Origin of the sequence: Pseudoalteromonas sp. UG3-2 (genome assembly GCF_037120705.1) — a bacterium.
In the GTDB taxonomy this organism is placed as follows: domain Bacteria; phylum Pseudomonadota; class Gammaproteobacteria; order Enterobacterales; family Alteromonadaceae; genus Pseudoalteromonas.
Genome location: NZ_JAWLJU010000002.1, coordinates 1,339,652 through 1,351,200, shown reverse-complemented (window position 1 = coordinate 1,351,200; position 11,549 = coordinate 1,339,652). Strand labels below are relative to the sequence as shown.

At 46.2% G+C, this 11,549-nt stretch carries 12 protein-coding genes; 6 read left to right on the top strand and 6 right to left on the bottom strand.

What is annotated here, in order from left to right; translation table 11 throughout:
- The first annotated feature begins 61 nt into the window (after window positions 1–61).
- Entirely contained in the window at window positions 62–1,618 is a 1,557-nt protein-coding gene (gene tyrR, locus R3P39_RS09365) for a transcriptional regulator TyrR (RefSeq protein WP_336567100.1), read from the top strand.
- Between the two features lie 46 nt (window positions 1,619–1,664).
- Here tyrR and R3P39_RS09360 read toward each other — a convergent pair whose 3' ends face one another.
- A complete protein-coding gene (locus tag R3P39_RS09360) occupies window positions 1,665–2,156 on the bottom strand; it encodes a hypothetical protein (protein ID WP_336567099.1) in 492 nt (163 codons plus the stop codon).
- A 166-nt stretch (window positions 2,157–2,322) separates the two neighbouring features.
- On the opposite strand from R3P39_RS09360, the gene R3P39_RS09355 reads away from it, so the two are divergent.
- Window positions 2,323–2,865, top strand: a complete 543-nt coding sequence (locus R3P39_RS09355) for an acyl-CoA thioesterase (RefSeq protein WP_336567097.1) — start codon at window positions 2,323–2,325, stop codon at window positions 2,863–2,865.
- 78 nt (window positions 2,866–2,943) lie between these two features.
- Here R3P39_RS09355 and R3P39_RS09350 read toward each other — a convergent pair whose 3' ends face one another.
- The gene (locus R3P39_RS09350) at window positions 2,944–3,594 is read right to left on the bottom strand and encodes an OmpW/AlkL family protein (RefSeq protein WP_336567095.1); all 651 of its coding nucleotides are present in this window, start codon (window positions 3,592–3,594) and stop codon (window positions 2,944–2,946) included.
- A gap of 251 nt (window positions 3,595–3,845) precedes the next feature.
- Here R3P39_RS09350 and dapE point away from each other — a divergent pair, with 251 nt between their 5' ends.
- Window positions 3,846–5,030, top strand: coding sequence for a succinyl-diaminopimelate desuccinylase (gene dapE / locus R3P39_RS09345; RefSeq protein ID WP_336569281.1), 1,185 nt, complete (start codon window positions 3,846–3,848; stop codon window positions 5,028–5,030).
- 163 nt (window positions 5,031–5,193) lie between these two features.
- The gene (locus tag R3P39_RS09340) at window positions 5,194–5,862 is read left to right on the top strand and encodes a hypothetical protein (protein WP_336567093.1); all 669 of its coding nucleotides are present in this window, start codon (window positions 5,194–5,196) and stop codon (window positions 5,860–5,862) included.
- Here the strand turns inward: R3P39_RS09340 and R3P39_RS09335 are convergent.
- From R3P39_RS09335 to R3P39_RS09325, 3 genes are read right to left on the bottom strand one after another with little or no spacing between them, the layout of a single operon-like run.
- Entirely contained in the window at window positions 5,859–6,377 is a 519-nt protein-coding gene (locus tag R3P39_RS09335) for a hypothetical protein (RefSeq protein WP_336567092.1), read from the bottom strand. The genes R3P39_RS09340 and R3P39_RS09335 overlap by 4 nt on opposite strands.
- Window positions 6,377–7,552: a peptidylprolyl isomerase gene (locus R3P39_RS09330; RefSeq protein WP_336567091.1), complete on the bottom strand. Its 1,176-nt coding sequence runs from the start codon at window positions 7,550–7,552 to the stop codon at window positions 6,377–6,379. The genes R3P39_RS09335 and R3P39_RS09330 overlap by 1 nt, the downstream gene beginning before the upstream one ends.
- The gene (locus R3P39_RS09325; protein WP_336567090.1) at window positions 7,552–8,562 is read right to left on the bottom strand and encodes a phospholipase; all 1,011 of its coding nucleotides are present in this window, start codon (window positions 8,560–8,562) and stop codon (window positions 7,552–7,554) included. Before R3P39_RS09325 ends, R3P39_RS09330 begins: the two co-directional genes overlap by 1 nt.
- 201 nt (window positions 8,563–8,763) lie before the next feature.
- Here R3P39_RS09325 and R3P39_RS09320 point away from each other — a divergent pair, with 201 nt between their 5' ends.
- Window positions 8,764–9,582, top strand: coding sequence for a MipA/OmpV family protein (locus R3P39_RS09320; RefSeq protein ID WP_336567088.1), 819 nt, complete (start codon window positions 8,764–8,766; stop codon window positions 9,580–9,582).
- Window positions 9,572–9,970: a DUF3019 domain-containing protein gene (locus R3P39_RS09315; RefSeq protein ID WP_336567085.1), complete on the top strand. Its 399-nt coding sequence runs from the start codon at window positions 9,572–9,574 to the stop codon at window positions 9,968–9,970. The genes R3P39_RS09320 and R3P39_RS09315 overlap by 11 nt, the downstream gene beginning before the upstream one ends.
- Before the next feature lie 18 nt (window positions 9,971–9,988).
- Here the strand turns inward: R3P39_RS09315 and R3P39_RS09310 are convergent, their stop codons facing one another.
- A complete protein-coding gene (locus R3P39_RS09310) occupies window positions 9,989–11,548 on the bottom strand; it encodes a cryptochrome/photolyase family protein (protein WP_336567083.1) in 1,560 nt (519 codons plus the stop codon).
- Between the last annotated feature and the right edge of the window lies 1 nt (window position 11,549).

Below are 11,549 nucleotides of genomic sequence, written 5' to 3'. Positions count from 1 at the left end.
GTCGGCCAGCTATTCTTAGAGTATGATCCCGTCACTTGTTGAAATCCGCTTCGAGGAATAGATGCGTCTAGAGATACATTGTGCTGACCGTATTGGTATTGCCCAAGAAATACTAAATATTTTGGTAAGTTATCAAGTTGACTTAAAAGGCATTGAAGTCGACTCTGTTAACTGTCGTATGTACGTTAGTTTTCCGCCCATTGAATTCGAGCAGTTTCAAAAGATCATGCCAGAAATACGCTTAATTGATGGCGTGGAAGATGTGCGTACTACTGCTTATTTACCCTCTGAACGTGAGCACAACGAGCTCAACACGTTGTTAAGTGCTTTGCCTGATGGTGTGATTTCAATTGATGCCAAAGGATGGGTGCGCCATTGTAACGATGCGGCGTGTCGTGATTTAAACCTACCGCAGCAAGAAGTAATAGACGCGAACATTAATAACTTGCTTAAGGGATTTAATTTTACTCGTTGGTTAGAGGGCAAAGAAGTCTTAGGCCAAACGACCCGAGTCGAAGTGGGCGGCGAAGATTACATTGCCGACATATTGCCGATCTCGGTGCCCCAAGGGGGAGAAGGAGACGTGTTGGCGGGCGCGGTAATTAATATTAAGTCACAATCACGTCTAGGCCAGCAAGTGAGCGCCTTTCGTCGTTATGGTCAAGAAAGCTTTGCCACCATTCATAATCACAGCACCGCCATGCGCAGAGTGGTCAGAGAGGCGCGTAAGATGGCGCAGCTTGAGGCGCCAATACTCATTACTGGCGAAACGGGTACCGGAAAAGAACTGTTAGCTCGGGCCTGTCATTATGCTTCGAATCGTTCTTTAAAGCCTTTTATTGCTTTGTCTTGTGCGTCTTTACCCGACGACGTTGCCGAATCTGAACTGTTTGGTTATGCCGGGTACGAGGAAAATGCCGCGCCGAAGCGAGGTGTGTTAGAGCAAGCGGATGGTGGCACGGTGTTTTTAGATGAAGTGGGTGAAATGTCCACGCAGCTACAGACCAAACTACTGCGCTTTTTACAAGATGGTACGTTTAGAAAAGTAGGCGATGAGAACGAGGTTAAGGTCAATGTAAGGATCATTGCCGCGACTCAAAAAGATTTACCGGCCATGGTGCAAGAGGGCGGCTTCAGAGAAGATCTTTATTATCGCATCAATGTCTTAACCCTAGAAATTGCGCCCTTACGAGACAGAAAGGCGGACATTGGCCCACTCGCTGAGCATTTTATTCAGAAATATGCCCAGCAAAATGGTCACGCGGCTCCCACCATTGCCCCTGAGTGCATTGAATTGTTAGAGCAGTATCCTTGGCCAGGCAATGTTAGGCAGCTAGAAAACGCGATTTATCGAGCGGTGTCGTTGCTGGATGATAAAGAGTTACGTACTGAACACCTTAACTTGCCAAGCTTTACCCATGATTTAGGTTATTTGGAATCGGATTTTGAAGGCACGTTAGACCAAGCGGTAAAACGTTTTGAGGCGACCTTGTTAAGAAAGTTATATCCGGCTTACCCAAGCTCAAGACAGTTAGCTAAACGCCTAGGATTAAGCCACACTGCAGTGGCCAATAAGTTGCGCGAGTACGGTATTAATCGTAAAACAGTGAAAGTGTAGCGACAATCAAAGCTCCCGAGTCACCACCTGTGACTCGGTGGCTAGATTAAGATTTTGTGCCCATATCCTTAGTTACCCCATCCACTTTAATGTTGTCTATGCCTTGGTCTTTAAATGACAAAGTGATACTGACATTATCGCGAGCAAAAAAGTAATCAATGCCATTGACACTGAGCACATAATTGCCTTTAACGGCGTCTTTAAATTGCTTTTTCTGCAGTGAAATGGTGTGGTCTGCAATCTGCCAAGTAAAGCCGGAAATAAATCCTTGGTTAAACTCTTGCACCCAGACTCGAGTATCATCCTTACTGAGAGTAATGGCCACGGAGTAAGATTCTGGCAGTTCTGACATGTCGTAGTTATTACTACCGATACGAAACTTTTCAGCGGATTTTTGCCAGCCAAAACCAAACTCAAAGTCTTTTTCAACTCCAGTAGGGTAGGTCAGGGTGCCTTTACCCTGATAGTCGAAATCGGCGAAGCAAGCGCTTGAAAAAAGCACTAACGTGGTGGCAAAAAGCGAGGTTAATTTGTTCATAGGTTCACTTCTGTTTTTTCTTTAATTTAGATTACCGGCAGAGTTACTGCAAGTGTCTAGGTGCATGGGGGGATAAATTCGTCATTTCGTCAGTAATAAATAATGGGATGATAAACCAGCTCGCTATGCTAGAATCGAAACACGATTGACTGGTAAGACCATTACTATGAATTTATATTTCCGCTTATTGCTATTATTTTGGAAAATAAGAAAAAACCGCGCAGTCACTGACTCAATTTTAGAACCGGTGGATATTGAGTATCGAGCGCTGCCAAGCGACTGTGACATTAACATGCACCTCACCAACTCCCGCTACTTGGCGTTTATGGATTTAGCGCGCACTTGGATGACCGAGCGCGTTGGGTTATTTGCCGCGGTGATGAAGCGCCGCTGGTTTCCTATTGTCAATGCCACCGCTATCACCTATATACGTGATATTAAACCAATGCAGAAGTTTACGGTGTCAACGCGTTTGGTGGGCTGGGATCATAAATACTTTTATATTGAACAAAAGTTTCATTCCTCTCGAGGCTTACATGCCATCGCTTATGTGCGCGGTGTGTTTAAGCGCAAAGGTGGCGTGGTGAGCGTAGAAGAAATGTTAGAGGTGGCTGGCTTTGATGGTGAAGTACCTATCTTGCCTGCAGAAATTATGCATTGGAAAGCCATGCTCGAGGCGAAAAAAAGTAATAATGGTCGCCATCAATAGATAGCATTGTTTTGGCTAGCAAAAAAGGCCACATCATTGTGGCCTTGGGGATTGAGAAAGTAACAGTAAATTATTTGCTTAGAACTTGTATTTAACACCGAACATAGCAACTACTGGGTCAAGCTCAACGTCTGAAGTCAGAGCTTTAGCGCCATTTGCATACACGGTTGCGTCAGTGTTGATATCGATTTTTGAGATCATGCCATGCAGACCCCATTTTTCATTTAAGTCGTAATTAAAGCCAAGCTGTAATGCGATACCAAATGAGCTGTCTAAATCCAGCTCCACGTCATTAGTACCTAGTGTTGCTTTGAGAGCTGCACTTGGCTCTTCGTCAAAGAATACTGTGTAGTTAAGGCCGGCACCAACGAATGGGCGGAACTTAGCCGTGGCATCAAAGAAGTGGTATTGTGCCAGTAGCGTTGGTGGTAAATGTTTTACATCGGCAATGTCTGCACCCGCTAAACCGCCTGCGCCTTCAACTGTGTGTGAAAACGGCGTTGCCGCTACTAATTCAAATACAACGTTATCGCTATATTGGTAGTCAAACGTAATACCTAGCTGAGTATTTGAGTCAGCAACTAAGCCAAGGGCGTTATTTTCATTGATAGCAGATGCGGTGTTGTCAGGGTTAACATTGATAGCACCAACATTCACGCTGAGTTTTGCTTGAGCGAAGGGAGCAGCAACCAGTAGGGTTGATAAAAGTGCAGCGCTTAAAGTTTTCATTTTCTTCTCCTGAACCTATGCGAGGTATAACTCTTTATGTGTGAGTATTCGTTTTCAATGAGGTCATCATAAGGGCAGTGGCGGGGTGAAAAACTGTCCTAGATCAATTTTTAAATTGCCAGGTTTCAGAAATTTCTGAAAACTTGATTTAGATTAAGTTTTGGCTGTCATGGAATTGCATTAAAAGTGCAATGCTGTGGTCAAAGTGGCGCTTTTTAATAGCATTAAAGTTTCCCAAGCGTGATTTTTACATGGCCACACAACGTAACCCCCAACTGGTAAAACATTCTGATACCCTAAACACCTTAACTCGGTTGATCCAAGCCCCCTCGGTGACTCCGTGTGATGCCGGTACCATCACTTTTATGGCACAGCAATTATCCGCGCTGGGTTTTACCGTTGAACAGTTCGAGGTATCAGGGGTTAAAAACTTGATTGCGCACTATCATTTTGGCAAGGGTCCGGCTCTGGCCTTTTCCGGCCATGTTGATGTAGTGCCCGCCAGCGACGAAGGCTGGCTGGTGCCGCCTTTTAGTGCCACAGTGATTGATGGAGTGGTGTACGGCCGAGGAGCTGCCGATATGAAAGGGGCGGTGGCTGCCATGCTCTCAGCAAGCAAAGCTTTGCTAGAAGCAAAGCAGTCTTTGCAAGGGGACTTTTATTGGCTACTCACCTCAGATGAAGAGGGGGAGGCTGAGTTTGGTTCAAAAGTCATTGCCGAGCGCTTGGCCAAACGAGGTGTTGAACTTGATGCTTGTTTAGTGGGCGAACCCACATCTCATCATCAGGTGGGAGATACCATAAAAAACGGTCGTCGCGGGGCTATCTCGGGCAGAGTGACGGTGCAAGGAAAAGCTGGGCATGTGGCGTATCCCGAACAAACCAGCAACGCCGCTCACACGGCTGGCAAAATGGTGAGCCAGCTTGCTGAGCTACCATGGTGGAAAGATGAAGCAGGCTCACAAACCAGCTTGCAAATCACTGGGGTTACGGTCCCCAATATTGTTGATAACTTAGTGCCGGCTAAGTGCGAGATCACCTTTAATATTCGTTATAGCCATGCTTACAAAAGCGCCGAGGTGAAAGAGTATATAGAGGCAACACTAGCACGTTTTAATGCCCTCCATGAGATCACTTGGGAGCGACCATGTGAGTCATTTTACACCGGCCATCAAGAGCAAGGGTGTTTCTTAGCTTTAGTCGAGCAAGCCGTGCACCAAAGTACAGGACAATACCCAGCACTGAGCACTGCAGGTGGCACCTCTGACGGACGCTTTTTTGCCTCAGACAAAACCCAAGTGATTGAGTGCGGGGTTAAGAACGACACCATCCACCAAGTTAATGAGCGTGTTTCTGTCGCTGACTTAGAGGCAATAGAAGCAATATATACAACCTTGTTACAGCGCTTTTTTAGTCCATCAAACAAGGTGTTGTAACTTGGCTACCACTGCGTAGTTTTTCTTGCGTATATAAACCATACCGTGAGCTTGACTGCTTTTAGCTCACTGTTACTCGCTTCTTGGTGTCCTCGCTGAGGTGTATTTTCGTGTTGTTTACCTGTAGGGTGACACTGGTTGATATGTGTTTGCCGAGGAAGCCATGGAATTAAAAGCTAAGTTAGTGTTATTACTAAAATCTGGTGGAGGGTCGTTAGTTCTCACCGCTATTTTTTTCACGGTGTTGTTTCAAATGTCGGCGCAGTTTCACCATGAGGTTAGTTTCTCACCGTTTGCCTCAGACCGTGGCGTGGACATGATGTTGGTATACAGCTTTTTGCTCTGGCTGCTCAGTACGATTTTTAGTTATTTCTTTCTCAAAATGCACGCCGCACGGCATGACATGCATGTCGATGGTCTGGTATTAGCGGTCAAATACGGTCATTTAGTGTTGTGGGCAGGGGTGGTGTTGTTAGCGCTTTGTATACTGCTATTTATGCAACGGCATGTTGACACGTTGGCAACCGCGAAAGATGAAACGACGGCGGCAGTAAAATTAGAGGGGCTTATTGAGTACTTCCCCGCTCACGGTGATGTGATTGATGTGGCCGTAGCACAAAACCCTGCAACTCCTCGCAATACGCTTATTTTTCTAAGCTTTAAGCGAGACTTTGCGATGCACTTAGCGCTTTTAACTAACCCCAGCACGCCTAAGAGCGTGTTAGAAGAAGTATTGAGTCAGTATCAAGGCGGACAGTTGGATATGATGCTCAATGCGGTAATGCGAAACCCAAAAGTGATTAGCGGTGAAGTGACCTTGCAAGTCAATTAGCGCGACTTGCCGTCCAACGCCTGTTTAAGCTCCTCCTGCAGCTGTTTTAGCCCGGCTATTTTGTCTCTGGCTTGTTGCAGCTGTGGTTGCGGCAGCCCAGCTTTAATACCGCGCTGTAACAGGCGTTCTAATGTTGCCACCTTGGTATCGACCGCGTCGATATAACTTCTTTTTAATGCCACGTCTTGGTCATCTAAGTAAGCTTGATAGGCGCGCTTATCGGCCAAATCGCCCTGATAATCTGAGCCTGATTGCTGCAGTGTTGCAATGGGTGGCAAATAACTTGGTGCCGTGATGGCTTTCACTTTAGCTGAAACCGCGGTATTAGACTGTGTTGCTTGAGTTCCTGGATTGTTAGGAGCGGGCTTGGGTAAAGGCACCTTAGCTTTTGCCACCGTGGTCGCCGGTAGCGCTTGGGTTGTTGCGTTTTGCCATCTCACCGGTGCATAAGTAAAGACAAAGCGCGCCACTAAGCTCAGCAACACCATAATAACCAGCCAGCGCCAGAGGTTCATTATAACTGCTCCTTACGTTGCTTGAGCCAAGCGTTGTACTTGTCATTAAAGCGCTGCTGGGCGACTTGCCGAGTTAGTGTCTGCATGGCTTGGTAGCGCACGGTTTCGCTATCGACTGGGTAGTAGTCTGTTACAGGCGATTGCGTGGTCATAACCAGCCATTTGGCCGCTGGCGTTCTGATCACTGGGCTTATTGTGCCCGGCTCTAAAGTGAAAGCCAGTTGTGTCTGCCAACGTGGTTGGCTGTCGCGATTAATTGGCATTAACTGAGCTTGCCAGACTAGGGAGGGCTGCAATTGTTTTACCGCGTCTTGCCAGGAACTAGCTTGCACTACTTGGCGAAACTCAACAGCATCCTGACGCTGACTAAACTGTGCTGCACTGGCATGAACTTGCTTTACATAGCGAAACTGAGCACGATGCTGTTGATAGTAATGGCCGATAGCAGTTGCAGAGATGCTGCTTTGTAATTGCGCAACATACTCGCTGGTGGCGCCATGGAGTTCTTCTTTTACCCCTAAATAGGCCAACATACTCGGTCGTATCAGCTCTGCAGTGACTACTTGGCGCACTTGCTCAAGCGATAGTTGCTGTTTGGCTAGGTGCGGCTTAGCCGCAGCAAAAGTCCGCTGCTGTTTAAGTTGTTGGTTCACTATAGAGCGCAGCAGCTTTACATTTCCTTGATGTAATTGATAGCGGTTTTGCATTGATTGGCTATCAAGTACTTGCGCTAATGTCAGCTCAGACTGTTTAACTAACTGAATAGCTTGCCAGCGGTTAAGCTGGGCAGCAGTGTACTGGCCACTGCTGGGGTAAGCTCCAAGCATCGCAAGTAACTGCGCTTGGTCAATAAGCAGGGGGCGAGCCTGCCAAGGGGTTTGCTGTAGTGTCGGAAACCATTGCTGCAAAGCGTGATACAAATATTTATCGACATGGTAAGCGGTGCTAAAACCGACACTGGATTGGCGCAGCAATAACTCGGGATTGAGCTGCTTGGCTTGGCTGAGTAAAAACTGATTTTGTAACAGCTGTTGCTTAGTTTGTGCTGTGCTGACTTCCCGCCCTTGCGCTAAGTAGAGCCGATGCACCAGCTTAACCAGCCCTGGTGAAATGGTCTCTGTGGCAAAAGCAGGTAGGCTAAGAAAGCCTACCAATAAAAACACGCGTAAGGCCATTATCTTACTTCCATGGCGTGGTTAAGCAGGTGCACAACCATGGCAATGGCGTGCGGGATCACTTGTTTTGCAGTATCCACACGGTCGTAATGGTCTTTAGAGTTTAAAACGATGCCGCCTTGAGCATAAGAAAATGCCCCGCCTTGGGTGAGTAACGGGCGGATATCGCTTGAATTGGTGTCTACTGGACTAAAGCTGGTCATGGCTTGGCTTACTAAGGTGAAGTCATTTAAAGACTCTTGGTCATAATAGTCTTTCACCCACGACTCCCAACCGGCATGATTCAGTGCTGAAGTAGTCCAAGTGTGATGAGGCTGAAGTAAATCCGTGGTGTGGAAAACAAACCCTAATACTTGTGGGTTTCCACTGTCGACATAGCTTTGATACCAGTATTGGCCTAGATTATCGATGGGTTGAAAGGGCATTTCTTCGAAGTCATCGTACATGCTGTAACTCGAGTGGCTATCAATGCGGTAGTGCTTTTCGGTGATGCCATAGCTATTGTACTCGCTGTCATCGGCACTAAACCAACCGGTTTCACCTCCTTGACCATCATCGAGGTAATCGCCTTTTAACCAGGTCGCAGCCATATTGTCTATGTCGCCCCATACCGTGAGTTTTTCATAATTATAGCCACCAAAGTCGTTACCATGACTATCTGGACCTTGGGTATGATTTTGAAAGTGCCAATAGCTGGTGTATTTGACAATACTTTCGGCAGCCCCCCACAAAGGAGCTTGCACGCAGTCTCCGGTAATGGCGCCACAAAAGAAAGTGTCCTCAAAATCATCCACGTCAAATGCCGCTTGACCAAGTACATCGGCTAATTGCGCAACCGACATATTGTTGGCCTGTGCATAGGCTTGTAGCTTAGCGTATTGAGTTGTGCTGGGGTGTTGGGCCATGTAATTGACCGCATCAATCACAATGCGTTTATGGGTTTCTTGACTGAATGCGTCGGCTTTAGAGCAGGCCATTAAGGCCGCAACAGGTAAGATGTACTTGAGCATAGTTGCCTCTTTTTGGTTGACATAGTGATGCGTGAGCGCAGTTAAAGTTCGATATTTAAGAGAATTTATGTGAAAATTTAATTAAAATAAAGTTAAAGTTTTGGTGTTTTTATTGTTTGTTAAAAGAAACTTGTTGCTCAGAAATGACTCAGGTATGATCTCCGGTACACCCTCAGCTGTCCCGCGTTAACGATAATAATTATGAAAAATTTAATGCTGTTCATTGCCTTGTTGCTCCCTCTCTGCGTGGCTTCGAAAGAGCACAGTGAAAGTTTGTATGAAGATGAGTTTGCTTGGCAGTTAAGTTTCGGTGCGTTTTATATCGATATGAGCATGCCAGAGCTGGCGGGAGCCGATCCTACTTTTCGCCATGGCACCATCTTAATTGATGCCGAACTTGAATATAAAAACTTTTACCTCAACTCTCATTCCGGTGACTTTTTTGGTGGCTCTGACATTGGCTATCAAATCGTAGACCAAGGCAATTGGGGCGTAGATGCGATTTATGGCAGTTATATGCTGCCATTCAGCGAACGTGGCTATGATGACTCTAATGCCGTTGTACCAGAGCTGAAGGGGATCAGTCGGCGCAAACAAGATAACTCGTTAGGGTTTTCTTATTATCGCCATGTGGGGGAGTTTTTGGCTGTCGCTGAGCTCGCCTATGATGTCTTTGGCGACACTGAAGGTTGGATTTTTCACCTTGAAGCAACCCGTACCTTTGAGCTTAGAAACTGGGATCTCTGGCTGAACTTTGGCGCTAACTATTACTCCAGCAACTTTAATAATTATTACTTCGGTGTTGGCGAAGCAGAAAGCAATGGTTACTTATTTCCCTATCAACCAGGCGCCGCGTCATCGGTGTTTGCACAGTTACAATTGAACTACCCCATTGCCAAAGACTGGGTGTTTAGTGCCGGCGCTTCTTGGTTAATGGGCTCTAAAAATACCTTAGATAGCCCATTGGTGCGCTCACGTCACGCCAGAGTGTTCTTTTCTGGAGTGAAGTATGTGTTCTAAGTTGGCAATATGGACGCTAATGTTAACCGGCTTTTCGGCATCTTTCGGCGCCTTGGCTGATAGTAAAGATCCGGTTGGAATACTCCATGCGGTGCCGAGCAAATGTGTGGCGTTGAACCAAGGACGTACCTGCTATGCCGATGTTAAAGTCACGGTGAATGCCCCTGAAACTGGCAACTACTGCCTGCGAGAGAGCGTATCTAAGAAAATTTTGCAATGCTGGGCACAGGTCAATCAGTTTCAATACGAGCTGGATTTTAGTTCAGCTGAAAGTGTCAGCTATGAGCTTATTTCGAAACGCACTCGCGATACTTTGGCGGTGACCACCATTGAAGTGAACTGGGTGCATGAAGTAAAAACCAAAAAGCGGCGTTGGCGTCTGTTTTAAGCGCGAACTTCTGCTTAGTTACAGCGATTCTATGTTGTCTAAGCACCATTGTGCTCGCTCTAGTGTCGCTTGTTGTGTGGCTTCGTCTTGTTTTTGCCAATTGCGATAAATCATGCCTATACGGTGATTTTTAGCAAATTTCTCTTGGTGTCGTACCATAAAGTGCCAGTACAAACTGTTTAATGGACAGGCATTATCAGTGCTTTTTTGCTTAACGTCATAATGGCAATCACGGCAGTAATCACTCATTTTATTGATGTAGTTGCCGCTGGCAGCGTAGGGCTTGGTGGCCACAATGCCGTGGTCAGCAAATTGGGTCATACCTCTAGTATTGGGCATTTCGACCCATTCGATGGCGTCGATATAAATTCCTAAGTACCAGTCATCGACTTGATCTGGGTGAATACCTGTAAGTAAACAAAAATTCCCGGTAACCATTAGCCGCTGAATGTGGTGCGCATAAGCGTAGTCAAGACTTTGCTTAATGGTGGCGTTAAGGCAGCGCATTTTTGTCTCACCATGCCAGAAGTACTGCGGTAAATTACGCTGCGCCAACAAATAATTTTTGTTGCCATAATCAGGCATATTCAACCAGTAAATCGCGCGAATGAACTCACGCCAGCCGAGGATTTGGCGAACGAACCCTTCCACTTGTGCAATGTCAATGTCCTTATTGTTACGATAAGCGTCGATGGCGGCATCGATAACCTGCTTGGGGTGCAGCATTTTACTATTGAGTGCGAACGATAGCCTTGAGTGATACAAAGACCACTGATGCTCACTGTTGCAGGTCATGGCATCTTGAAATTGACCAAAACGTATAAGCAAATGATCACAGAAAAACTGCAGTAATTGCTTGGCCTGTGTGCGGGTGGTAGGCCACAATAGCTGTTTGCTCGCTTGCCCTATAGTGTTGACGCTATGTTGTTCGATTCGAGTTAAAATGTCACTGACGTCATCACTAAAACACAAGGGTTCGGGGATCTCTTTTAAGTCGCTTTTTTTCAGCTTGTTGCGGTTGTTGGCATCAAAGTTCCACTCGCCGCCTTCAGGCTCGCCGTCTTGCATTAAAATATTAAAGCGCCGTCTGAGTTTACGGTAGAAAAACTCCATGGTGGCATGCTTGCCAGCGCTGAGGTAGTCATCGAACTCATCATAACCCACTAAGAAATGTTCACTGTCATAGACTTTAACATTCAAATCATCGAGTTTCAGTTGTTCAAGCTGGCGCAGTAGGCGGTATTCATCTGGGCGTTGATAGTGAAAACTTTGTACCTGATATTGCTGACAGAGCTGTTGAATTAAGGCGTCGAGGTCGGCGTACTTTTTGGTGTCATCTAAAGTGAAGTGCAGCACATGGAAGCCTGCAGAGCGCAGCGCCGTAGCAAAGTTTTCCATCGCCTTAAAAAAAGCACATACTTTCTGGACGTGGTGCTTGGTGTAGCTGGTTTCTTGTTGTAGTTCAGCAATGACATAAAGGTAATCTGGCTTGTTATCATTGAACCAAGAATGATTAGCATTCAGTTGATCCCCCAAAATAAGCCTAATACCTTGATACTTTTCGTTTAGTTTGCTCACA